This window comes from Hyphobacterium sp. SN044, from assembly GCF_021864465.1.
In the GTDB taxonomy this organism is placed as follows: domain Bacteria; phylum Pseudomonadota; class Alphaproteobacteria; order Caulobacterales; family Maricaulaceae; genus Hyphobacterium.
In genome coordinates this window covers 162,226-186,488 of sequence record NZ_JAKKUV010000001.1, presented here as the reverse complement: position 1 = coordinate 186,488, position 24,263 = coordinate 162,226, and the positions used below count along the sequence as shown (strand labels likewise).

Annotated in this window: 21 protein-coding genes; 1 reads left to right on the top strand and 20 read right to left on the bottom strand. The window is 66.3% G+C overall.

Annotated elements, in window-relative coordinates:
* The first annotated feature begins 83 nt into the window (after positions 1-83).
* Positions 84-1,616, top strand: coding sequence for a M20/M25/M40 family metallo-hydrolase (locus L5876_RS00945; protein WP_236954217.1), 1,533 nt, complete (start codon positions 84-86; stop codon positions 1,614-1,616).
* Here the strand turns inward: L5876_RS00945 and recN are convergent.
* The 20 genes from recN to L5876_RS00845 all read right to left on the bottom strand — a co-directional run bounded on the left by recN (position 1,613) and on the right by L5876_RS00845 (position 24,083).
* Positions 1,613-3,319 (bottom strand): DNA repair protein RecN, encoded by a 1,707-nt coding sequence (gene recN, locus L5876_RS00940; protein ID WP_236954216.1) that lies wholly within the window; start codon positions 3,317-3,319, stop codon positions 1,613-1,615. The two genes, L5876_RS00945 and recN, sit on opposite strands and share 4 nt — an antisense overlap.
* A gap of 21 nt (positions 3,320-3,340) precedes the next feature.
* Positions 3,341-4,174 (bottom strand): outer membrane protein assembly factor BamD, encoded by an 834-nt coding sequence (locus tag L5876_RS00935; protein WP_236954215.1) that lies wholly within the window; start codon positions 4,172-4,174, stop codon positions 3,341-3,343.
* A 108-nt stretch (positions 4,175-4,282) separates the two neighbouring features.
* Positions 4,283-5,179 carry a UDP-3-O-acyl-N-acetylglucosamine deacetylase gene (lpxC, locus tag L5876_RS00930; protein WP_236954214.1) on the bottom strand — a complete coding sequence of 299 codons (897 nt, stop codon included), beginning with the start codon at positions 5,177-5,179 and terminating at the stop codon, positions 4,283-4,285.
* Between the two features lie 134 nt (positions 5,180-5,313).
* Positions 5,314-6,822, bottom strand: coding sequence for a cell division protein FtsZ (ftsZ, locus tag L5876_RS00925; RefSeq protein WP_236954213.1), 1,509 nt, complete (start codon positions 6,820-6,822; stop codon positions 5,314-5,316).
* 114 nt (positions 6,823-6,936) lie between these two features.
* The gene (gene ftsA, locus L5876_RS00920; protein WP_236954212.1) at positions 6,937-8,253 is read right to left on the bottom strand and encodes a cell division protein FtsA; all 1,317 of its coding nucleotides are present in this window, start codon (positions 8,251-8,253) and stop codon (positions 6,937-6,939) included.
* Entirely contained in the window at positions 8,250-9,152 is a 903-nt protein-coding gene (locus tag L5876_RS00915; protein WP_236954211.1) for a cell division protein FtsQ/DivIB, read from the bottom strand. Before L5876_RS00915 ends, ftsA begins: the two co-directional genes overlap by 4 nt.
* Positions 9,140-10,054 (bottom strand): D-alanine--D-alanine ligase, encoded by a 915-nt coding sequence (locus L5876_RS00910; RefSeq protein WP_236954210.1) that lies wholly within the window; start codon positions 10,052-10,054, stop codon positions 9,140-9,142. Before L5876_RS00910 ends, L5876_RS00915 begins: the two co-directional genes overlap by 13 nt.
* 4 nt (positions 10,055-10,058) lie before the next feature.
* Positions 10,059-10,379: a low molecular weight protein tyrosine phosphatase family protein gene (locus tag L5876_RS00905; protein WP_236954209.1), complete on the bottom strand. Its 321-nt coding sequence runs from the start codon at positions 10,377-10,379 to the stop codon at positions 10,059-10,061.
* Positions 10,376-11,308 (bottom strand): UDP-N-acetylmuramate dehydrogenase, encoded by a 933-nt coding sequence (gene murB / locus L5876_RS00900; protein WP_236954208.1) that lies wholly within the window; start codon positions 11,306-11,308, stop codon positions 10,376-10,378. Before murB ends, L5876_RS00905 begins: the two co-directional genes overlap by 4 nt.
* A gap of 148 nt (positions 11,309-11,456) precedes the next feature.
* Positions 11,457-12,860, bottom strand: coding sequence for a UDP-N-acetylmuramate--L-alanine ligase (gene murC / locus L5876_RS00895; protein WP_236954207.1), 1,404 nt, complete (start codon positions 12,858-12,860; stop codon positions 11,457-11,459).
* Positions 12,857-13,957, bottom strand: coding sequence for an undecaprenyldiphospho-muramoylpentapeptide beta-N-acetylglucosaminyltransferase (gene murG / locus L5876_RS00890; RefSeq protein WP_236954206.1), 1,101 nt, complete (start codon positions 13,955-13,957; stop codon positions 12,857-12,859). The genes murC and murG overlap by 4 nt, the downstream gene beginning before the upstream one ends.
* Positions 13,954-15,105, bottom strand: a complete 1,152-nt coding sequence (gene ftsW / locus L5876_RS00885) for a putative lipid II flippase FtsW (RefSeq protein ID WP_236954205.1) — start codon at positions 15,103-15,105, stop codon at positions 13,954-13,956. The genes murG and ftsW overlap by 4 nt, the downstream gene beginning before the upstream one ends.
* Complete coding sequence (gene murD / locus L5876_RS00880; protein ID WP_236954204.1) at positions 15,102-16,517, bottom strand: UDP-N-acetylmuramoyl-L-alanine--D-glutamate ligase; 1,416 nt, start codon at positions 16,515-16,517, stop codon at positions 15,102-15,104. The genes ftsW and murD overlap by 4 nt, the downstream gene beginning before the upstream one ends.
* A 7-nt stretch (positions 16,518-16,524) precedes the next feature.
* Positions 16,525-17,631, bottom strand: a complete 1,107-nt coding sequence (mraY, locus tag L5876_RS00875) for a phospho-N-acetylmuramoyl-pentapeptide-transferase (RefSeq protein WP_236954203.1) — start codon at positions 17,629-17,631, stop codon at positions 16,525-16,527.
* Between the two features lie 3 nt (positions 17,632-17,634).
* Positions 17,635-19,047: a UDP-N-acetylmuramoyl-tripeptide--D-alanyl-D-alanine ligase gene (murF, locus tag L5876_RS00870; RefSeq protein WP_236954202.1), complete on the bottom strand. Its 1,413-nt coding sequence runs from the start codon at positions 19,045-19,047 to the stop codon at positions 17,635-17,637.
* Complete coding sequence (locus tag L5876_RS00865; protein ID WP_236954201.1) at positions 19,044-20,495, bottom strand: UDP-N-acetylmuramoyl-L-alanyl-D-glutamate--2,6-diaminopimelate ligase; 1,452 nt, start codon at positions 20,493-20,495, stop codon at positions 19,044-19,046. Before L5876_RS00865 ends, murF begins: the two co-directional genes overlap by 4 nt.
* A complete protein-coding gene (locus L5876_RS00860; protein ID WP_236954200.1) occupies positions 20,492-22,267 on the bottom strand; it encodes a penicillin-binding protein 2 in 1,776 nt (591 codons plus the stop codon). Before L5876_RS00860 ends, L5876_RS00865 begins: the two co-directional genes overlap by 4 nt.
* A complete protein-coding gene (gene ftsL, locus L5876_RS00855) occupies positions 22,264-22,629 on the bottom strand; it encodes a cell division protein FtsL (RefSeq protein ID WP_236954199.1) in 366 nt (121 codons plus the stop codon). The genes L5876_RS00860 and ftsL overlap by 4 nt, the downstream gene beginning before the upstream one ends.
* Entirely contained in the window at positions 22,626-23,621 is a 996-nt protein-coding gene (gene rsmH, locus L5876_RS00850; RefSeq protein WP_236954198.1) for a 16S rRNA (cytosine(1402)-N(4))-methyltransferase RsmH, read from the bottom strand. The genes ftsL and rsmH overlap by 4 nt, the downstream gene beginning before the upstream one ends.
* Positions 23,622-24,083 carry a division/cell wall cluster transcriptional repressor MraZ gene (locus L5876_RS00845; protein WP_236954197.1) on the bottom strand — a complete coding sequence of 154 codons (462 nt, stop codon included), beginning with the start codon at positions 24,081-24,083 and terminating at the stop codon, positions 23,622-23,624. It abuts the gene before it with no gap.
* Between the last annotated feature and the right edge of the window lie 180 nt (positions 24,084-24,263).

Sequence of the window (24,263 nt, the reverse complement as noted above, 5' to 3'; positions counted from 1 at the left end):
ATTGTGAAGGCGCAGCGATTGCGCCCGGGTATCGGGTCAGGCAACCCGGTTGCCGCACCCCGCGAAGATGGAGGAATTCGCCGATGCGTCCAACTCTGATTGCCGTGCTTTTCGTCGTGTTCTCGGTCTCGACGTCCGAGGCTCAGGACGCGGCGATGGCGGCGGCCGACACCTATCGGCAGGCCCACGAGCAACAGATTCTTGAAGAGGTATTCGATTTTCTTGCGCTGCCGAACAACGCGGCCGACCGCGACGATATCCTCGTCAATGCGGAACATATCGTCGCGCTGCTCGAAGCACGCGGTGCCGAAGCCCGGATTCTGGAAGCGGGCGACTCCCTGCCCGCCGTCTACGGAGAAATCCTGACGCCGGGCGCGACGCGCACCGTGATGTTCTACGCCCACTATGACGGCCAGCCCGCCCTGCCAGAGAACTGGACCTATCCGCCGTTCGAACCCGTGATGCTGAGTGGACGCATTGATGCAGGCGGCGAGCCGGTCGACTGGCAAGGGAACGACACCGTCGATCCTGACTGGCGGATCTACGCCCGCTCCGCGAGCGATGACAAATCGCCGATCGTGGCGCTGCTGACCGCGATCGATGCGCTCAGGGCGGCGAACATTCCGCTCGGCGTGAACATAAAATTCTTCTTCGAAGGCGAAGAGGAAGCCGGTTCACCGAACATGCACACGATGCTCGAAGCGCATCGCGGCCTTCTCACGGCGGATTTCTGGGTGCTTGCCGACGGCCCGGTCGATCCGCGCGGCGACCCCCGCATCGTGCTGGGGGTACGCGGCGTCACGTCGATGCAGCTGACCGTGCATGGTGCGTCGCGTGATCTGCACAGCGGGCATTACGGCAATGTCGCGCCCAATCCCGGTGCGCGGCTGGCGCATTTGATCGCCTCGATGCGGGCTCCAGATGGCCGGGTACTGATCAACGGATTCTACGATGGCGTTCCCGCTCCGTCCGACGCGGCTCTCGCTCTGACCGAAAGCGGTGCCTACGACGAGGACGGCCTTGTCTCCGAGCCGGGGATTGCAGGGGTCGAATGGGGGCCGGGCGCCTCCTATGGCGAGGCGGTCATGGTGCCCGCGCTGAATGTTCTCGGCCTCAGTTCGGGCGGGGTCGGCGACGCCACGCGCAACGCCATTCCGGCCTCGGCCACGGCCGCCATCGGTTTTCGCATGGTGCCGGGGCAAACCATTCCCCGGATTCGGGAACAGGTCACGGCGCATGTTGAATCGCAGGGGTATCTCATCCTCGACCGCCCGCCGACTGCGGACGAACGTCTGGCCCACCCGAGGATCGCGGAAATCCACTGGTCGACCTCCGGCTATCCTGCGGCGGTGACGCAGGCAGAGCATCCCGATGTGATCCGGTTGACGGATCTCGTGGCATCGACCAGCGACCGGCCGGTCCGGGTGGTGCCCATTCTCGGCGGCAGCCTGCCGCTCGCGCCAATCGTTGACGTCCTCGATGTGCCCTTCGCCATCGTGCCGATGGTCAATCCGGACAATGCCCAGCACGCGCCGGACGAAAATCTCCGGGTCGGACATCTGTGGGATGGAATCCGGCTCTATGCCGTCCTCATGGCGGACGACTGGGAAGACTAGGAGGCGAGGCCCATCAGCTGCTCCGCCTGAGCCCGAGCGGCGTCGGTGACGTTCTCGCCCGACAGCATGCGGGCGACTTCCTCGCGGCGCTCACTGCCGGAGAGCTCGGTCAGCGTCGTGCGCACCCCGCCCTTGCCATCGTCGATCTTCTCGATCTTCCAGTGATGATCGGCGCGGGCGGCCACCTGCGGCGAGTGGGTGACAACCAGCGTCTGGCCGGTCTTGGCTAGGGCCGACAGCCGCTTGCCAACGGCGTCGGCCACGGCCCCGCCGACACCCTGGTCGACTTCGTCGAAGATCAGGACGAGACCGTCCTCATCGACCGAGAGACAGACCTTGATCGCCAGCGCAAAGCGGGACAGTTCGCCGCCCGAGGCGATGCGGTCGAGCGCGCCGAAGGGCGCGCCGGGATTGGTCGCAATCTCGAACTGGACGCGGTCGCGGCCATTCGGTCCGGCGAAATCGTCTGCCGTCTCGACCGCCACGCGCACGCGGGCCTTGTCGAGCTTCAGGGGCGGCAATTCCGCCATGATCGCCTTGGCGAGGGCGTCGCCCGCCTTTTCGCGTGATTTCGTCAGGGCTGAGGCCGCGCGGTCATAGGCGGCCTGTGCCGCGCTCAGCGCCTTCCGCGCTTCGTCGAGCCGGCCTTCGGCGTTCTCGATCGCATCGAGCCGGTCGGCAAGATCGGCCTTCAGCGGGACGAGCGCGTCGATGGCGACATTGTGCTTGCGGGCGGCGGCACGCAGCGCGAACAAGCGCTCCTCGACCTTGTTCAGACGGCCGGGTTCAACCTCGAACGTGCCGGCCGCATCGGCCAGCGCATCCTCGGCCTCGGCGAATTCGATCAGCGCGCGGTCGAGCGCGCCGGTGGCGCGGGTCAGCGCGGTCCGCGCTTCACCGGCCGCGCCTTCCTCGCCCTGCCCGATCTGTTCGGAAACCCGCTCGAGCGTGCGCAGCGCAGAGCCGAGGCGTTCCGATAGGCCGCCGTCAGCCTGAAGCGCCTCGGCGGCAGCCTGCAATTCGCCGAGCGCATTCTCGGCGTGCTGCAGGAATTTGCGTTCTTCGGCGAGCGCGGGCTCTTCCCCCGCCACCGGCGAAAGATCGTCGAGTTCCTCCAGCGCGGCGCGCAGCCATTCCTCCTCGGAATTGGCGTTGCGCTGCGCTTCCTCGAGCGAGGCAACCCGGTCGCGCGCCTCACTGAGCGATTTCCACGCCTCGCGGACGGCCAAGCGTTCCGCGTCGTTTCGGGCAAAGCTGTCGAGCAGGCCGCGATGGGTTTTCGGATCCATCAGGCCGCGGCCATCATGCTGGCCGTGCACTTCGACCAAAGCTTCGCCGAGTGTTTTCAGAAGGCCGACGCTGGCGGGCTGGTCGTTGACCCAGGCCTGACTGCGCCCATCCGTTGTCAGGCGGCGGCGCAGGATCACGGGCTCGCCCGGTTCAACCGTGATGCCGGCCTCGTCGAGTTCGGCGCGGGCAGGATGGTCGTCGGGCAGGTCGAAGGTGGCGGTGACGCGCGCCTCCTCGCTGCCGGAGCGCACGAGACCGCGATCCGCGCGCTCACCGGCGGCGAGGCCCAGGGCTTCTAGAAGGATGGATTTGCCCGCCCCGGTTTCACCGGTCAGGGCACACAGGCCCGGCCGGAAGATCGCTTCCAGCCGGTCGATCAGCACCACATCGCGGATGGAGAGGGAGAGCAGCATGCGCGAAGCGCCGCCCCCGCCCTAACCGAAGATGCGATCGAGCGCCCGGCGCAGATAGGAGGGATTTTCCTCGCGCAGATCCGTGTTCGGGATCGCGATGCCTTCGCGCGTCATCAGGCGATAGGTGTCTTCATACCACTCGCTGCCCGGGAAGTTGTAACCGAGCACGGCCGCGACCTGGGTCGCTTCGTCGTCAACACCGAGGGCGACATAGGCCTCGACCAGGCGGTGCAGGGCTTCCGGCACATGGCTGGTCGTCTGGTAGTTCTCGATAACATTACGGAAGCGGTTGATCGCGGAGAGATGATAGCCGCGGCGCAGATAGTAGCGGCCGACATCCATTTCCTTGCCCGCCAGGTGGTCGCGGGTCATGTCGATCTTCAGACGCGCATCCTGGGCGTAGCGGCTCGTCGGATAGCGGCGAACCACCTGTTCAAGCGCCGTCAGCGCCGTCTGGGTCGTGCCCTGGTCCCGGCCGACGTCGCGGATCTGTTCGAAATGACAGATCGCGATCAGGTAGTAGGCGTAGGGCGCGCTGCGGCTGCCCGGATGAAGCGACAGGAAGCGCTCTGCGTCGGAGATCGCCGAATCGTAATTGTTGGCCTGATAATTGGCATAGGCCGCCATCAGCATGGCGCGGCGGGCCCATTCCGAATACGGGTGCTGACGCTCGACCTCGTCGAACTGCTCGGCCGCTTCGGTGTAGCGGCGGCGCTCCATCAGGGACACGGCTTCGCCATAGATGCCTTCCGCCGGACGTTCGACATAGGCGGTCGCTCGCGGGCGATCACGCTGGCAGGACACCACGACAAGCGGAATTAGGGCGATGAGGACAAGACGCGTCGCGAACTTCATAAACGCTTCCTCTTGAAGGATTTGCGCGAATCTCAGAGATGCGGCGGCGCCGCGTCCGGGTCAGCGTTGTAGCGTATGGAATCGCGACGCGAAAGCGTTTGCCTGCGTTCAGGAACGCGCAGCGGCAGCCTGGGGCGCAAGCGCCTCGGAAAGCGTGACCATCTTCCACGCCGTTTCGTCGGCCAGAAGCGCGCGAACGGCGACATTGTTCAACGCATGGCCGGGCTGACTCGCCTGGTAACGGCCGAGGATCGGCGCGCCGGCCAGGGCCAGATCGCCAAGCGCATCAAGCGCCTTGTGACGGGCGAATTCGTCGGCGAAACGCAGGCCTTCCTCGTTCAGCACACCGCTCTCATCGAGGACGACAGCGTTGTCCATCGAGCCGCCACGGGCCAGACCAGCGGCGCGGAGTGCCTCGACATCGCGCTTGAACCCGAAGGTGCGTGCGGAGGCGACCTCACCGGTAAAGGTCTCGGCGGAAATATCAAAGGCATAGCGCTGGCGACCTACCGACGGGTGCGGGAAGTCGATCTCGACATCGATGACCGGTCGCAGCGACGGCATGAAGGTCGCGGTGCGGCCCTGGAATTCGGCGGAAACGGCTTTCAGTACGCGGATGGCGCGGCGCGGCATCGCCGACGCCTTGAGGCCAACCTGCGAGATCAGATCGACGAAGGGCGCGGACGATCCGTCAACGATCGGCACTTCCGGGCCGTCGATCTCGATCAGCGCATCATCGACCCCGAGCGCGGCGAGCGCCGCCATCAGGTGTTCGACGGTCGCGACCGAAACGCCGGCCTCATTGGCGATCGTCGTGCCGAGACGAACGGTGGTGACATTGGTGGCCTTGGCCTCGACGCGGTTGTCCGCGGTGTCGAGATCGGTGCGTTCGAACACGATGCCGGTGCCCGGCGCGGCCGGTTTCAGAACCAGGCGCACGCGCTCGCCGGAATGGAGACCAATTCCGGAACACACCGCCGCAGATGCCAGAGTTTGCCGGTTCATACGCAACACACCGCCAGGAAGCCCCAAAAGGTCCGGAAGTCCTACTCCCGGATTGAGGCACCCTAACGGTGTGCTGTCATCCCGCAATTAAAGCTTTGTTGCGCTTTGTTACGCCAAATGTCTTGCGTTTTCAGTTAATTAGCCTGACGACGCAGGAAGGCCGGAATCTCCAGATCACCTTCGTCGCCGCTTTCTCCGAACAGGTCGCCGGAAGCAGGACGATGCGTCACGTCCTCGGCCCGGGTCGGCGCGGTCTTGGGAACCGGAGCCATCGGGCGCTTGCGGCGGCCGAACAGGGAGAAGCCGCCCTTTTCCTCGGGCTGCGATTCCGGCTCGGGTTCGCGCGCGCGCGGCGGGGCCGGTGTGAAGGTGCGGGCTTCGGCAGCGATACGTTCCTGGTCGCGGATGACCTGGGGACGCTCGTCAGCCACGAAGGGATCGTGGGCGTCCTCGATCTCGGTTTCGGCCTCGATCGGTTCGTGATGCGCTTCGATCGATTCGGAAATCGCTTCCGGTGCCACGATATGCTCGGCCGGGCGCTCCGGCTGCTGGATCGGCGCGGCCGGGCGGTCGTCATGGGCGCGGCGGACCAGCGGCTCACGAACCGGCTGGCGCACGGGCGCGCGGGCTTCGGTCTGGATCGGTCGACGGATCTGACGCGGGTCCTGGACCTCGGCCTCGGCGTCGATACCGGTCGCGACGACCGAAACGCGCATCATGCCTTCCATGTTCTCGTCAAAAGTGGAGCCGACGATGATGTTGGCTTCCGGGTCGACTTCGGAGCGGATCTCGTTCGCCGCCTCGTCGACTTCATACAGCGTCATGTCATAGCCGCCAGTGATGTTGATGAGCACGCCCGTGGCGCCCTTCATCGACACATCGTCGAGCAGCGGATTGGCGATGGCGGCGTGCGCGGCCTCGATGGCGCGCTTCTCGCCGGACGCCTCTCCCGTTCCCATCATCGCCTTGCCCATCTCGCTCATCACGGCGCGGACGTCGGCGAAGTCGAGATTGATCAGGCCGGGCATCACCATCAGATCGGTAATACCGCGAACGCCTGAATGCAGGACCTGATCGGCCATGCCGAAGGCCTCGGCGAAGGTCGTCTTTTCCGTCGCGATGCGGAACAGGTTCTGATTCGGGATGATGATCAGCGTGTCGACATTGCCCTGGAGCGCCTCGATGCCGCTCTCGGCGATCTTCATCCGGCGCGACCCTTCGAAGTGGAAAGGCTTGGTGATCACGCCGACGGTCAGAATGCCCTGCTCGCGCGCAGCACGCGCCACGACCGGGGCCGCGCCCGTTCCGGTGCCGCCGCCCATGCCCGCGGTGATGAACACCATGTGGGCGCCTGCCAGCTGTTCCATGATCTCCGGCAGGGAGTCCTCGGCCGCCTGCTCGCCGATTTCCGGCCGGGCGCCCGCGCCGAGACCTTCGGTGATCGAAGCCCCCAGCTGGATCTTCCGCTGCGCTTTCGAGCGCGTCAGCGCCTGCGCGTCGGTATTGGCGACAGCAAAATCGACGCCCTCAAGCGAGGCGTCGATCATGTTGTTGACCGCGTTTCCGCCGGCTCCGCCCACGCCAAAGACGAGGATGCGGGGGCGAAGTTCAGTTGATTCGGGTACCGACAGGTTCAGGGCCATATGGGCGCTCCGTACACGAAGCCTAAAGGTTAACAGCGATTCTCGACGTTAATCTTGGCCTCGCGGCTTAATCGCGAGTTAAATCCACAGGATTCTCTGCGAAAATCGCTGCGGTCAGAAGGACTCGGCGAACCAGCGCAGAATGGCGCGCGGTCCGGACTCAGCCGGTGCCGGACGCGTCACGCGAACCGATCCCGCCACACGCGGCGGCCCCGCAATCGCTTCCGCCGCACCGCGGGTTTCTCGCAGGATGATGCCGGAGGCCGCGGCAAAGGCCGGACCGGACACGGCATCGCCGAGACCTGCAACGCCATGCGGCCGGGACAGTCGTGCACGCCGGCCGAAGACGCGGCTGGCGACTTCTTCCGCGCCAGGGAGCTGGGCGGCCCCGCCGGTCAGGATCAGTTGATGGTCGCGCGGACCATGCGCACCCGCCTCCTTCAGACGGTCACGGATCATCTCGAACGTCTCGTCGAGGCGCGGACGGATGATCGCGTTGAGCAGCGAACGCGGCGCCGACCCCATGCGGTCGCTCGCACCTTCCAGCGGCGGCACCTCGATCATCTCCCGGTCGTCGTCCGGACTGTCGAGCGCGGAACCGTAAAGGATCTTGATGCGCTCGGCGGCGACAAGCGGTGTCGACAGGCCACGCGCCACGTCATTGGTGACATGCGCACCGCCGATCGGAACGGTGTCGACATGGATCAAAGCGCCATTGTCGAACACGGCGGCGCTGGTCGTGCCCGCACCCATGTCGATCAGCGTCGCGCCGAGTTCGATCTCGTCATCGGTCAAAGCCGCGAGGCCGGAGGCATAGGGCGTGACCACCACGCCCTTGAGGTCGAGATGGCAGGCCTGGATGCAATGCAGCAGATTGCGCAGCGGGCCGGCCGCCGCGGTAATGACATGAACCGTCACACCGAGCTTGCGGCCATACATGCCGCGCGGATCGCGCACGCCGCGGCTTTCATCGACCGTCCAGCCGATCGGGAAGGCGTGCAGGATGACGCGGTCCGGCGCGTCGGCCTCCGCAATCGCCGCATCAAGCAGGCGTTTCAGGTCGCGGTCACCGACCTCGCGGCCCGAGAGCGAGGCCTCGGCGCGGATACGGGCGGAGCGGATCTGACCGGCGGTCAGGGTGACGGTCGCCATGGACACGGCATGGCCGGCCATCTTCTCGGCGCGCTGGACCGCTTCCCTTATCGTGTCGCGGGCGATGTCGAGATCGACGATCGCGCCGCCACGCATACCGCGCGCGGGCAAATGCCCGACACCGATCACACGCGGGCGCGGACCGGTGGCCGTCTCTTCGGTTTTGGAGATGAAGCAGGCGATCTTGGACGAGCCGAGATCAAGCGCCGCGCAGATGGCGGGGCGTTGCGGCGACTGGGCCGCTTTGCGGTCCGATCCGAAAGGCCAGAGCACACTCATGCGTCGCGCTCCCCGCCCATGCGCTCGGGCAGTGCGCGGACGATCATTTCGCCCGGCTGGCGCAGATCGATGACTTCCGCATCAAGACGCAGCACGCCGCGTTCCGATTGCATCGCGGCGAGCAGGGCGAGCGCGGCTCCGGCCTCCTCCTCGGGCAATTTCACGTCCGCCCCGGTATCGAGGCGCAGATTCCAGCGGCGCGATCCCACCCGGACCACGGCGACGGTGCGCCGGGCGATTTCCGGATAATGCGCCAGCACATCCAGGATTTCAGCGGCGGCTTCCGGGGCGCCGGCATCGACGATGAGCGGCAATTCGGGGTGCGACCCGGCCGCGACTTCTTCCAGGACGACCCCGTCCCGGTCGATCAGATGGAAGCGGCCATTCATCTGCCACAGGGCGAAAGGTGTGCGCGGCTCGACGACCACGGCGATCCGGTCCGGCCAGAGCCGGGCGACCTGTGCATCGCGAACCCAGGAGATCGCGACGACCTGTTCGCGCGCGACGGCAGGGTCGAACGCAAAGGCGGGCTGGCCATGCATCGCTCCGGTTGCTTCGGCGACGGCCGCGACCCGGCCTTCCTCGACACCGGTCACGTCGACATTCCGGATTTCGAACCCCAGCGAAGCCAGCCGGTTCTGCGTCGCCGTCGCGATACCGCCGGTGATCGACGACAGCTGGCCGGTCAAAATGATGAAGAGGGCAAAGGCCGCGAAGGCGAAGATGGCAAGACCGGCACCCAGGCGTGCGGCATTGACCGCGCTGTAACGCGCGCCGCGAACCTGGGCCTCGGCCCAGTTACGCAAACGCCGCGGAGCGGACCCCGCGGCGATTGTCTTCCGGCTCGTCGTGCGGCGGGCTCCCTTTCGGGCCGACCCCGCACGTCTCACCTGGGACATGTCGCATCCTCCGCCATCCACTGAACGAAATCGTCAAATTCGATCCCGTTCCACGCCGCCTGTTCCGGGGCGAGAGAGGTGGGAGTCATGCCCGGCTGGGTGTTAATTTCGAGTAACCACAACTGGCCATCGCCCTGTTCATCCCAGCGGAAATCACTGCGCGTGACCCCGCGGCAGCCGAGGGCCTCATGCGCCAGCAGGGAGAGGCGCTTGGCCTCGTCGGCGATGGCATCGGGAATTTCGGCGGGGATGACGTGGCGCGAACCACCGGCCGCGTACTTGGCCTCGAAATCGTAAAACGCCGTCCGCGGAATGATTTCCGTGACACCCAGCGCCTTGTCGCCCTGAACGGCGACGGTCAGTTCGCGGCCGGGGATGAATTGCTCGATCAGGATTTCGCTGCCGAGTTCCCAATCCGTCGCGCCGAGGTCGGCCGGCGGACGGTTCGCGCCCTCCAGCACGATGAACACGCCGACCGAGGAGCCTTGTGCATTCGGCTTCGCCACATAGGGCGGCTTCATCGCATGTTCCTTGGCGGCTTCGAAGCGGTCGACCAGCCTGCCTTCCGGACACGGAACACCGAAGCGTTCGAACACCGCCTTGGCGCGTTGCTTGTCCATCGCGAGCGCCGAGGCGAGCACGCCGGAATGGGTGTAGGGCGCGCCGAAATGCTCGAGGATGCCCTGGACCTTGCCGTCCTCGCCCCACTCGCCATGCAACGCGTTGAACACGACGTCCGGCGCGGCTTCCGCCAGCTGGCGGGCGAGCTCGCGGGTCGGGTCGATCTCGACCACGTCCCAGCCCTTGCGGCGCAGCGCGTCGGCGCAGGCCTTGCCCGAAACGAGCGAGACCGGACGTTCGGCGGACATGCCGCCCAGGAGAACCGCGATGCGCTTGGTCATGTGCCTACCTCAGAAATTTTCCGGCCCGGGCCTCGAGCAGGCGGATCAGCTCGGGGTCCATGAATTCATAGTCGTCGGGGATACCGAGACAGATCACCCGCTTGCCGTCGAGATAACGGCGAAACTTCTTCGACAAGCGGTTCCGATGCGTCTTCTCCATCACGAAGATGACGTCGGCCCACTCGATCTGTTCCGGCGAGAGCGGAACGCTGGCGTCATCGGACAGTCCGGCGGAGTCCGTCTCGATCCCGTCCCACTTCGCGAACACATGCTCTGCCGTCGGACTGCGAAGCTTGTTCGCCGAACAGACAAAGAGCGCATTCACGCGTCAGTCTCCACCCCGATGCGCTTGACCTCCCATTCGAGGTCGATGCCGGTCGCGGCGCGAATGTCGGCGCGTGCGCCCTCGACCACGGCTTCAAGGTCTGCGGCGGTCGCCGTCCCGTCATTGATCAGGAAGTTGGCGTGCATTTCGGAGAAGCGCGCGCCGCCAATGCGCTTGCCGCGCCAGCCGGCTTCGTCGATCAGCTTCCACGCCTTGCGCTGGTCCGGCGTGCCGGGCGGATCGGGATTGCGGAAGGTCGAGCCGGAGGTCTTTTCCCTGATGGGCTGGGTCGATTCCCGGCGGGCGGTGATCTCGTCCATGCGGGCCGTTACGGTATCGGCGTCGTCCGGCTCACCCTGAAACAGCGCCTCGACGAAGATCCAATCCTCCGGCGCGTCGCTGTGACGATAGGCGTAGCCAAGCTCATCCGCCTTCACGACGATGCGGCGCCCCATACGATCCAGCGCGGCGGCCTCGATCAGCACGTCCTTCGTTTCGCGGTCGTAACAGCCGGCATTCATCCGCAGCGCGCCGCCGATCAGGCCCGGCACGCCGGTGAAGAATTCGAGCCCGCCAATGCCCGCCTTCGCGGCGGTCTGGGCGACCTTCTTGTCGAGCGCAGCGGCCCCGGCGCGGACGCGCGCGCCGTCCTCGGTCGTCACCCGGCCAAACGGCGCGGTCAGGCGCACCGTTACGCCCGGCACGCCGCCATCGCGCACCAGCATGTTCGACCCAGCCCCGAGAACGGTGACGGGAATATCCTCGGGGGTTTCGGCCAGGAAGCGCGCGAGATCGGCTTCGTCGGCCGGCAGGTAGAGCACTTGCGCCGGACCACCGACGCGCAGCCAGGTCACATCGGCCAGCGGGGCGTTCTCGACATATTTGCCGCGCACCTGCGGCAGGCGGCTGATGAGGGACGGCCAACTCATATACACGCCCTCTTTCCTCCCCCGTTCACGGGGGAGGTGCCAGCGAAGCTGACGGAGGGGGGAAATCCCCCCCTCGCCCCGGACTTCATCCGGGGCACTCCCCCCGCAAGCGGGGGGAGAAAGAACAGAATGAGTGAATCCAGGAACACTAACCGAACGCCTTCAGTTCTTCCGGCAGGGCATAGGCCCAGGCGGTGATGTCGCCCGCGCCGAGGCAGACAACGAGGTCGCCCTCGCCCGCGCGCTTCGACACCGCTTCGGCGACGGTTTCGCGCGTCACGCCCGACGCATCGCGGTGACCATGGGAACGCAGGCTGGCGACGAGGTGGTCGCGGTCCGCGCCCTCGATCGGGCTTTCGCCCGCCTCGTAGACATCCGCGACCAGCACGCTGTCGGCGTCGTTGAAACAGGTCGAGAAATCCTCGAACAGGTCGTGCAGGCGGGTGTATCGGTGCGGCTGCATCACCGCGATCACCCTGCCCTTGGTGGCCTGGCGGGCGGCTTTCAGGACGGCGGCGATTTCGACCGGGTGGTGACCGTAATCGTCGATGATGGTCGCGCCCTTCCATTCGCCGGTCCGCGTGAAGCGGCGCTTCACGCCGCCAAACCCGGCGAGCGCCTTGCGCGCGCTGTCCTCGCTCGCGCCGAGCTGGCGCGCGACGGCGAGCGCAGAGATCGCGTTCTGGACATTGTGCTGGCCGACCATGGGCAGGAAGAAATCCTTCCAGATCTCGGTCGTGCCGTTGCGGAAGACGATGTCGAACATCGTGCCGCCGGTCTCCGGGCGCAGGTTCTCGCCGCGCACATCGGCCTGCGGGTTGAAGCCGTAAGTGATGACCTTGCGGTCCTCTATTCGGCTGGCGAGCGACTGCACCTCCGGATGGTCCGTGCACAGAACGGCAAAGCCGTAGAAGGGCAGGCCTTCGACGAATTGCCGGAAGGCGGCGCGGATCGCGTCGAAGTTGGAATAGTGCTCCATGTGCTCGGGATCGATGTTGGTCACGATACCGGCCGTGGCGCGAAGCTTCAGGAAGCTGCCATCGCTCTCGTCGGCCTCGACGACCATCCAGTCGCCCTCGCCCATTTTCGCATTCGATCCGTAGGCGGAAATGATGCCGCCATTGATCACCGTCGGGTCGAGATCGGCGGCGTCGAGCAGCGCGGCGACCATGGACGTCGTTGTGGTCTTGCCGTGCGTGCCGGCGATGGCGACCGAGTATTTGAGGCGCATCAGTTCGGCGAGCATTTCCGCGCGTCGGACGACCGGGATCTTGCGCTCGCGCGCTGCGGCCAGTTCGGGATTGTCGCGCTTGATCGCGGTCGACACCACGATGGCGCCCGCCCCTTCGATATTCTCCGCCTTGTGGCCGATCGAAACGCGCGCACCGCGTTCCCGCAGACGCTCCACATTCGGGTTCGCCTTGATGTCGGAGCCCTGCACGTCATAGCCAAGATTGAGCATCACTTCGGCGATGCCCGACATGCCAATGCCGCCAATGCCGACGAAATGGATGGGGCCGACACGCAGGGGCAGGGCCGCGGATTTCTTCACTGGGATGTTTCCTTCGCAATCGATTCCAGCGCGTCGGCGAACAGGCCGGCGGCGTCGGGCTTGCCGAGCGCCCGCGCCCGCCCGGCGCGCTGCTTGAGGTCTTCGATGTTCGCCAGCCGCACTTCAAGCAGCGATGCCAGCGCGGCGGGTGTGAATTCCGTTTCCGGCACGCTGTCCGCCGCTCCGGCCTCGACCAGATCGGCGGCATTCGCCGTCTGGTGATCGTCGGTCGCGATGGCGAGCGGCACGAACAGGGCCGGACGCCCGGTGGCGGCGATCTCCGACACGCTCGACGCCCCCGCACGGGCGATCACGAAATGCGCCGCAGCCAGCCGGTCCCCGACATCGGAGAAGAAGGGGGCGCATTCCGCCGTCACGCCTGCCTGCTGATAGATTTCCCGTGCCATGGGAAGGGATTCTTCCCGGGTCTGTTGGGCAACTTCAAGGCGCGATCGTAGCCATTCCGGGAGATCGGCCACGGCCTGCGGCACAGTCTCCGAAAGCAGGCGCGCGCCGAGACTGCCGCCGAGGACGAGGAGGCGGATCGATCCCTCCCCGTCGAGCGCCGGATAACCCGCTTCGCGGGCGGCGAGGATCGGGGCGCGCAGCGGATTGCCGGTGATCAGGCGCCTGGTGTTTCGCGGTGCGCGGTCCAGCCGGGCAAAGCCGCTGGCGACCACCCCGGCTTTCTTCGCGAAGACGCGGTTCACACGGCCGAGCACCGCATTCTGTTCATGGATCGCGAAGGGGATTTTCTCCGCCCGCGCCGCCCACAGGGCCGGAAAGGCCGGATAGCCCCCGAAGCCCGCGACAACGTCAGGTTTCCAGTTCCGGACGATCTTTTTCGCCTGGCCGATGCCCGCCATCAGGTCGAGCACGGCCTTGGCCAGTTTGACGGGATTTTTCGTCGACGGGCTGGCGGCGCGGATCTGGTCGACCGTTTCGGCCGGGAAACCTTCGGTGTGTTTCAGACCGCGTGCGTCGGTGATCAGGCGCACGGTCCAGCCGCGCGCGATCATCTCGTCGGCCAGCGCACGGGCGGGAAAGATGTGACCGCCCGTTCCGCCCGCCGCCAGAAGCAGCCGGCGGCCGCTCATCGGGCGAACCTCAGCGCGTAGGCGCCCGGTCTGCGGCGGGTGAAGGCGAGCATGAAACCGGCACCCAGCGCCAACGCAACCATGGACGAACCGCCATAGGACACGAAGGGCAGCGTCATGCCCTTGGGCGGAATCAGGCTGAGATTGACCGCGATGTTGACGATGGCCTGCAGACCGAATTGCAGCGCGAGGCCGGCCACGGCCAACTGGGCGAAGTGGTCGGTCAGGCGCATGGCATTGGTCCAGGCACGCGCGACCAGAATGGCGAAAAGGCCGATGATGGCGAGCGAGGCAAAGAGGCCGAATTCCTCGGCAGCTACCGCGAAGATGAAGTCGGTGTGGGCGTCAGGCAGAAAGCGTTTCACCTCGCCCTCGCCCGGCCCGGCGCCGGCTATGCCGCCGCGCGCAATCGCCTCCATTGCCCGGTCGATCTGGTAGGTGTCGCCGGACTCCGGGTTGATGAAGCGCTCGATGCGCGACGCCACGTGCGGCAGGAAGACATAGGCCGCGACCGCACCCGCTACCGCCATGGCCGAGAGGGCGGCGACCCAGCGCCAGCTGAGGCCCGCGGCGAAGAAGACGCCGCCAAAACACAGTGTGAGCAGAACCGTCTGGCCGAAGTCCGGCTGCGCGATCAGCAGGGCGACGGCGAACAGGTAGAGACCGAAAGCCACGAGATGGCCCGGGATCGGTGCTCCGCGCCGGGATTCCGCGAACAGCCAGGCCGCGACCACGATGAGCGAAGGCTTCAGGAATTCCGAGGGCTGGATCGAGAAGGGACCGAAACGCAGCCAGCGCGCCGCGCCGTTGACCTCATACCCGACGAAAAGCGTGAGCAGCATCAGGCCGAATGACCCGACCAGCACCAGGCCGGCGAGCCGCCGCGCGCCCTTGGGCGAAAGGCTCGACACAAAAAGTAGTGTCAGAACGCTCGCCCCGGCGAAGAAGATCTGCTTGTAGAGGAAGATGAACTGGTTCGCCTGCGACGGGTCGCGGCCCGCCGCACGGGCGATACGTTCCGCCGCCGCCGGGCTCGCCGCAAGCGACAGGACCAGTCCGACGCAGATCAGCGCGAAGACGACGAAGAGCAGTGTCCGGTCGAGCCCGCGCCACCAGTCATTCAATTCCCGCGCCCGTGCCGCGATCATGCCGCCCCCCGCTCCGGCCCGTTCAGCCGGTTCTTCACGAGCGCGCGGAAGACGTCGCCGCGATGCTCGTAGCTCTTGAACTGGTCGAAGCTGGCGCAGGCAGGTGAAAGAAGAATGACCGGATTTTTCCGTCCGCCTTCCGAGGCATCCCGAAGGGCGAGATCGAGGGCGTTTTCGAGCGTCCCGGCCTTCTCGTAGGCAACCTCGTTTCCGAGCGTCCTGGCGAAGGCGTCCTGGGCCTCGCCGATCAGATAGGCCTTGGCGATGCGCGGGAAGAAGGCCCGGAGCGGCTCGATGCCGCCTTCCTTCTGCTGCCCGCCAGCGATCCAGTAGATCGTGTCCCAGCAGCCGAGGGCCTGGGCGGCGCTGTCGGCATTCGTCGCCTTGGAGTCGTTGACGAAGAGGATACCGTCTCGCTCCCCCACACGCTCGGCGCGGTGGGGCAGTCCGGGGAAGGACTTCATCGCCTGCGCCGCGGTCCGGGCATCGACACCGAGCGCGCGGACGGCGGCGAAAGCCGCGGCGGCATTCTGGGCATTGTGACGGCCGGGCAGTGCCTTGGCCTGCGCCAGATCGGCAACGGTTTCGGTATGGCCATTGGTGGCGTCATAGATCTTGCCGCCCAGCGCATACATGCCCTTTGACAGGGCCCGGCCGGACGAGACCGGCACGACGGTCATCGGTCCGCCCGACATCAGGCCGGAGCAGACCCCGCGCGTGTAATCATCATCGACACCGATCACGGCGGTGCCGGTCGCATTCTGATTGAGGAAGATGCGCTTCTTGGCGGCGAGGTATCCGGCCATGCCGCCATGCCGGTCGATATGATCGGGCGTGAGATTGAGGAAGACCGAAACGTCGAGCTTGAGGCTGGACACCAGATCGAGCTGATAGCTGGACAGCTCCAGCACATAGACCGAGCCCGGGCGTGGTGCGGGCAGGCCCAGGACCGCGTCGCCGATATTGCCGCCGACATGCGCCTCGCGGCCCGCCTTCTTGAGGATATGGCCGATCAGCGCCGTCGTGGTGGACTTGCCGTTGGTGCCGGTAATGCCCACGATTTGCGGTCGATCGGCCTCGGACAGCGCGTTGATCGTGCGGGCGAATAATTCCATGTCGCCGATCACTTCCGCCCCGACCGTACGTGCGAACTCGACCATGCGGTGCGGCGCGGGATGGGTCAGCGGCACGCCAGGGGACAGGACAAGAGCGGCAATGTCGCCCCAGTCGCGGCGGCCGAGGTCTTCGAGCTCGATCCCGGCCTTTTTCGCATTCTCCCGCGTGTCGGCATTATCATCCCAGGCGAGCACATTCGCTCCGCCCGCGGCGAGCGCCTTCGCAGCCGCAATCCCGGTACGGCCGAGCCCGAAGACGGCGACGCTGCGCCCCTCGAATTCGCGAACCGGGATCATGAATGGGCTACCTCAGCTTCAGAGTGGACAGGCCGATGAGGGCGAGAATGACGGCGATGATCCAGAAGCGGATCACGATGGTCGGCTCCTGCCAGCCCATCTTCTCGAAATGGTGGTGGATCGGAGCCATCTTGAAGACGCGCTTGCCGAACAGCTTGAAGCTGGCGATCTGCACCATGACTGACACGGCTTCGAGCACGAACAGGCCGCCGATGATCGCCAGCACGATCTCGTGCTTCACCGCGACGGCGATCGTTCCGATGGCACCGCCCAGCGAGAGCGAACCGGTATCACCCATGAAGACCATGGCTGGCGGGGCGTTGTACCAGAGGAAGCCGAGCGATGCGCCGAGCAGTGCGCCGCAGAAGACGGCCAGCTCGCCCGTGCCGGGCGTGAAATTCAGCTGCAGATAGTTCGCGAAGACGAAGTTGCCGACGATGTAGGCGATGAAGCCGAAACTGGCCGCGGCGATCATCACCGGCACGATGGCCAGGCCATCGAGCCCGTCGGTCAGGTTCACCGCGTTCGACGCCCCGGCGATCACCAGCGTGCCGAACACCAGGAAGAGCGGGCCCAGCGGGATCAGCACGTCCTTGAAGAAGGGCATGGCGATCGAGGTCGCGAACCCTTCCGGAACGTCCGGTGCGTTCGAGAGGAGTTGCGTCATCCAGAAGACGGCCGCCCCGGCGATGAGGAATTGCAACACCAGCTTGGCGGAGCCGGGCAATCCGGCCGAAGAACGCTTCGTGACCTTGCGGTAGTCGTCGACGAAGCCGATCGCGCCGTAACCGGCCGTGACGAAAATCACGACCCACAGATAGGGGTTCGACAAATCGCCCCACAACAGCGTCGCGAGCAGCATGCCGGTCAGGATCAGGAAGCCGCCCATGGTCGGCGTTCCGGCCTTCTCGATGATGTGGCGCTCCGGGCCGTCTTCGCGGATCGGCTGGCCCTCGCGCTGCTTCTTGCGCAGCCAGCGGATGAAGGGCGAGCCGAAGATGAAGACGAAGGCGAGCGCGGTCATCATCGCGCCGCCGGTCCGGAAGGTGATGTAGTTGAACAGGTTGAGAAGGGTGATGTCCTCGCCGAGCGGTGCGAGCAGCCAGTAAAGCATGGTCTAGCGGTCCTTCCCCCCACCGAAGGCGCGGCCTTCGGTCAGCGCACGGGCGATCCGGTGGACGCCCGACGCATTCGATCCCTTGATGAAGACGACATCCCCGTCGCCCAGTTGCTCGGCCAGCGCGCCGATCCCGGCTTCGGCGTCGAGCGCATAGATCGTTTCGATCCCGGCGGGCAAGGCGTCCTGCAGGTGCTTCATCAGCCCGCCGCACAGGACGACCGTGTTCACCCCCGCCGCTTTTACCGCGTCCGCCAGATCGGCATGGAGTTTCGGCGCGTCAGGGCCCAGTTCCAGCATTTCGCCCAGGACTGCGATCCGCTTTCCGCCGCGTTCCGGCACGGTCGCGGCGAGCACGGACAGGCCGGCACGCATCGACACCGGGTTGGCGTTGTAGCTGTCATCCAGCAGGGTGAATTCCCCGTCCGGGAGGGCGATCTTCGCCGCCCGGCCCCGGCCCGCCTCCGGCTCGACCGCAGCCAGCGCGTCGGCGACCTGTTCGGCGTCGATCCCCGAGGCGATTCCGGCCGCGAAGATCGCTGCGGCATTCCAGGCCCAGTGATCGCCGACGGCGCGCAGCGCAAACGGCACCGTCTTGCCAAGCACCGAAACCTGACCATTCGATCCGCTCGGGCCGCTCTCGAAACCGGTCACCGAAATCGCCGCGCCGGGTGTGAGCCCGAAATCGAGCAGGAAACCCGCCGCCGTTTCCTTCGCATGCGAAGCGAGGCGCGCCCCGAAGGGATCGTCCGCCGGATAGATGGCCACACCGTCCGGCAGAAGCCCTTCGAAAATCTCGGACTTCGCGTCGGCAATCGCTTCCATCGAGCCGAGATTTTCGAGATGCGCCGGACCGATCCGGGTGATCAGCGCGACATGAGGGCGGACCAAAGTCGTCAGTTCGCGGATCTCGCCGGCATGGTTCATGCCCATTTCAAAGACGGCGCGCTCGGTGCCGCGCGGCATGCGCGCGAGCGTGAGCGGCACGCCCCAGTGATTATTATAGGACTTCTCAGACCAGTGCGCCTTGCCGGCCGCGCGAAAGACGGCCGCGAGCGCTTCCTTGACCGAGGTCTTCCCGACACTGCCGGTAACCGCGACGCGGATCGCCTTTGATCGCTCACGGGAGGCGCGTGCCAGGGCCCGCAGGCCGTCCAGTGAATCCGGGACCAGCAGGTGGGGGCCCGGCCCGCAATCGCCGCGCTCGACCAATGCCGCGACCGCGCCGCGCGCCATGGCGTCCGGCACGAAGTCATGGCCATCGCGCTGGTCCTTCAGAACGACGAAAAGGTCGTTGGGTTTCAGTGTGCGCGTATCGATCGACACGCCTTCCGCGACCCAGTCCTTGGAATCGGTCAGCAGCCCGCCTGTCGCGGCGAGCGCCTCTCGGGCGGTCCACAAGGGTTCGGTCATTGTCCGCCCTCCCGTTCGGCGATGGCCTTGCGCGCCTCTTCGCGATCGTCAAAGGGATGGACAATGTCGCCAACCTTCTGACCGGTTTCATGCCCCTTGCCGGCGAGGACCAGAGCGTCTCCCGGCCGCAGCATCGCGACCCCGGCACGAATGGCCTCGGCACGGTCGCCGATCTCGGTCGCGCCTTGCGCGCCGCGCAGGATCGCCTGGCGGATGGCCGCAGCGTCCTCGGATCGCGGATTGTCGTCGGTGACGATGACTTCGTCGGCAAGCTGTACGGCGATGGCGCCCATCTTGTCGCGCTTGGTCGGATCGCGGTCACCGCCGCAACCAAACACGAGAATGATCCGTCCCTTTGTATGCGGACGCGCCGCGCGGAGCAGCTTGTCGAGGCCATCGGGCGTGTGCGCGTAGTCGACAAGGATCGGCGCGCCGTCCCTCGTACGTGCGGCCTCTTCCAATCGGCCCGGCACACCGGCCAGGTGGTTGATCGCCTCGATCGCGGCCTTGGTATCAACACCCGAATAGGCCGCCAGCGCGGCCGCACCCACGGCATTCGCGGTCTGGAACTCACCGACGAGGGGCAGCTCGACCCGGTGGGTCCTGCCGCCGACGGACAGGATGATCTGCTGACTCGCCGGGCGCGGGGTGATCTCGCGGATCTGCCAGTCGCGGCCACGCCAGCCGACGGTGATCACGTCGAGTTTCGCAGCCTGCGCGGCCTCGACAAATTTCTCGCCCCACTCGGAATCGACGTTGATGATGGCCGGAGACCCCGGTTGCGCCAGCTGCGTGAAGAGCATTCGTTTGCTTGCGAAGTAATCGGCAAAATCCGGATGATAGTCGAGATGATCCTGGGTCAGATTGGTGAAGCCGGTCAGCGAAACGCGAACGCCGTGCATGCGCCGCTGCTTCAGACCGTGGCTCGATGCTTCCATCGCCAGATGGGTCACGCCCTGCCCGGCCAATTCGTCGAGCGCTTTGTGGAGCGCGATCGCGTCCGGCGTGGTGTAGCCGGTCTCGACCCGGCCATCCCCGCGCGCCACGCCCAGCGTGCCGAGGCTGGCGCCGTCAATCCCGGCGCGTGTCCACATCTGACGCAGAAAGTCGACCGTGGAGGACTTGCCATTCGTACCGGTTACCGCCGCGACGGTTTCGGGCTGACGCGGGTAGAGACGTGCGGCAGCGTGCGCCAGCACAAGCGCGGGATCATCGACCGCGATCACTGGTACGGACAGGCCGGACTTGCCCGTCTCGGTCAGAACTGCGACCGCCCCGGCTTCAACCGCCTTTTCGGCAAACTGCCAGCCATGCGTCTTCACGCCCGGCAGTGCCGCGAACACATCGCCGGGCTTCACCGCCCGGTTGTCGAGCGCGAGGCCGCGAACGTCGATGCCCGCCGCGCCGGGGGGCAAGAATCCCGCATCGATGAGGTCGGCGAGTTTCAATGCTGGATCCTCGCCTCGGGCATGTCGGGGTCGGGCGAGAGCGCGGCCCGCACGAGCGCGGCGCGCTCCAGCGGATCGTCGATGCGCTCGACGCCCAGGATTGGCGCGATCCGTTCGATGATGGCACCCGCGGCCGGCGCGGCGGTATAACCCGCCGTCGCATAGCCATAGGTCGAGGCATTGCCGTGAGGCTCGTCGAGCATCACGAGCACGACATATTGCGGGTCGTCATACGGGAAGACAGCCGAGAAGGACGAGATCAGCCGGTTGCGGCTGTAGCCGCCCCGGTCCGGCTTTTCCGCCGTGCCGGTCTTGCCCGCCACGCGGTAGCCGGGAACTTCTGCGCGCCGCCCCGTCCCGTCCGCGACGACTTCGCGCATCAGGTCAAGCACGTGCTGCGCGACATCCGGGTCGAGCACCTGTTCGCCGGCAACCGTTTCGCCCGGGCGGACCGGCTGCAGGGTCGGCTGAACATAGACACCGCCATTGGCAATCGCGGCAAACGCCGCCGCAACGGACAGCGGGCTGACGGCGAGGCCGTGGCCGTAGGAGATCGTTGCGGTTTCGGTCGGACCCCACTGGCGCGGCAGCAGGGGCGAAGCGGTCTCGGCCAGTTCGATCGGCGCGGCTTCGAGCAGACGAAGGCGCTGCAGCAGGTCGCGCTGCGCTTCCGGTCCCGCTTCAAGCGCGATCAGCGACGAGCCGATATTCGACGAGTGAGTGAAGATCTCCGACAGCGTCAACTCCCGGTTCTGGGCGTGGAAGTCATGGATGGTGTGACCACCGATCCGGAGTGGATTCGACGCATCGAAGGTCTCACCGGGCCGGGCGATGCCGGTTTCCAGCCCCAGCGCAACGGTAAAGGCCTTGAAGGTCGAGCCCATCTCGTAGACGGCCTGCGTGGCGCGATTGAGGCGATCGTCTGACCGCGCTTCGGCAGGCCGGTTGGCGTCATAATCGGGAAGCGACACCATGGAGAGCACTTCACCCGTCTGCACGTCCATCACCACGCCAACGGCAGCCAGCGCACGGAATTCCTGCATCGAGGCGCGCAGCACTTCGTCGACGTGATACTGAACGCCCATGTCGATGGAGAGCGCGACCGGGCGACCGTCTCCGGCCTCCAGCGCGCCGTCAAAGGCCCGCTCTGCCCCGGCAATACCGTTCAGATCGCGGTCGGAGAAGCCGACGACATGCGAGGCGAGACGCCCGCGCGGATAGACGCGGCGCGGCTCTGTGCGGAAGTCGAGCCCCGGCATGCCGAGCGAAAACACGGCCTGGCGCTGGCGCGGGGTCAAATTGCGTTGGATCCAGACGAAGCGGCGACGCGTGGAAAGATCGCGCGTGACCTGCTCGACATCGAGATCGGGAAGGACAGTGGCGAGCGCTTCGGCGGTTTCGGCCGCGTCCCAGACCTGGGTCGGATCGGCAAACAGCGACCAGGTTTCCAGCGTCGTCGCGAGCACATTGCCATTGCGGTCGACGAGATCGCCGCGCGGTCCGTCCGCCGCAACGATCTGCTCGGCCGGACCAGCATCACCCGCAACGGCCAGCATGATGGCGCGCCCGCCGAGAATGGTGAAGGCGAAACCCAGCGCGACGCCGATCATGGTGAGGCGGCGGCGCGCACCTTCCAGCGCCGTGGTTTCCTCGTCCTCAAGCGTCAAAAACCGCGCCATATCGGAGGGCGCGGCTTCAATGACCGGCGGCAGGCCGGCTGACTGGGTTTCCGCCGTCACGCGGCGGCGGGCAAAGGGCCAGAAGCTTTTCATGGACGCCCTCCGGCAGGAACCACCTCCGCGCCCGATCCGTCATCGGAGGCGAGCAGATCGTCGGAATAGGGGTCACGCCCCTGTTCGATCAGCAGTGGCAGATCGCTCATCGCAACTTCGCGCGACGGGTCGAGCGGCTCGAAGCCGAGATAGCGACGCGCCAACGTGCGCAGGCGCTCCGGGTCTTCCAGATGCGCGACTTCGACCTGCAGCACATTGATCTGGCGGCGCTCTTCGGAGAGCTGCTGCTGCAGATCAGCGAGACGTTCCTGGGCCCCCTGGGCTTCCGTCTTGGCGATGTAGAGCGCGACGGCGAGTGCCGCGGCGACCACGAAGGCCAGGAGATTGAGCGCACGGATCATAGGGCGGCCTCCAGACGGGACAGCGGCGGTGCGGGGGGCAGAAGATCGTCCGAGGCCGGCCAGACCGGCGCATCGGTGCGGATGGCCGCACGCAGCTTCGCGGAGCGCGCGCGGGGGTTTTCGGAGGTTTCCGCTTCACCGGCTTCCTGCGCCTTGCGCTGAAGCAGTCGGAAGGACGGCTCGGCGACCGGTTCGGCTTCCGGCATGTGCCGCGAACCGCCACCGCCCGACAGGCCGGAGCGCTCGCGCAGGAAGCTTTTGACGATGCGGTCTTCGAGTGAGTGGAAGGTCACCACGACCAGACGCCCGGCCGGCGCGAGGATCTTCTCGGCAGCGTGCAGCGCGCGGGCCAGTTCGCCCAGCTCGTCATTGATATAGATGCGCAGCGCCTGGAAGGTCCGCGTGGCCGGATGGATACGGCCCGGCTTGCCGCCGACCGCCTTGGCGACGATCTCGGCCAAGCGCTCGGTGGTGGCGATCTTTTCCTCGGCGCGCGCCCGCACGATGGCGGACGCGACACGGCGCGATTTCTTCTCCTCGCCATAATGCCAGAAGATGGCGGCGAGATCGGCCTCGGGCAGGAGCATGACGGCGTCCGCCGCGCTCGGCCCCTCGCCCGACATGCGCATGTCGAGCGGCCCTTCCTTCGCAAACGAAAAACCGCGCTCGGCCTGATCGATCTGCATCGAGGAGACACCGATATCGAGGACGATGCCATCGACCGTCTCGCCGCCATTGACGGCGATCACCTCGTCCATTGCCGAGAAGGGCGCACGGACCAGAACGAAGCGACCCGGGAAAAGCGCCTTCACCTGCTCGGCCATCGGCGCGACGTTGGGGTCGCGGTCGATACCCAGAACGCGGCAGTCCGCTTCGCCGAGGATGGCGCGGGTATAGCCGCCCGCCCCGAAGGTGCCGTCGATATAGAGCGCGCCGTCGCGCGGCTGCAGCGCGGCGATCACTTCGTTCAGCATGACCGGAGCGTGGCTCATCTACGCCCCCACCGGCCGCGAGGGCGGCAGCTTCATCGCGCGCTTGTTCTCGCGGGCAAACTTGCGCGCCTCGACCTCGTGCGCGGCGTAGACGTCCGGGTTCCAGATCTCGAAGCGGGCGCCGAGACCGACGAATGTCGCCTTGTCCGAAAGGCCGGCATGCTCGGCAAACGGCTTCGGCAGGGTGATGCGGCCATTGGCATCGAAGGAGAGCGGACGGGCGGAGCCGAAGATGGCGCGCTCCAGAGCGACCCGGGCGTCGTCGTAGGGGTCCATGCTTTCGATCATCTGAAGGTAGCGATCCATCAAGGATTGCCCGCCACCTTCCAGATAGTCGCCGTCGAAGGACGGCCAGACATAGATGCCGTCGAAGGGTCCGTTGCGGACGATCGCGCGGAAATCGGCGGGGACGGACAGGCGCCCCTTCGCATCGATTCCGTTGGTCGTCGTCGACAGAAACACCCTGGATCTCCCCTCGCCACGGAGCCGCCCTCGTGGTTAATGATGGGATAACATGGGATTTCGTGGGAAACAACGCGGAATACGTCTCGGGCCCTGCTTTTTCTAGGGTCAGGACAGTATTCGCAGCCGCTGTAGCGACCGCGCGAAAAGAACATATAAAGAACAGATTGAAGCGGCTTC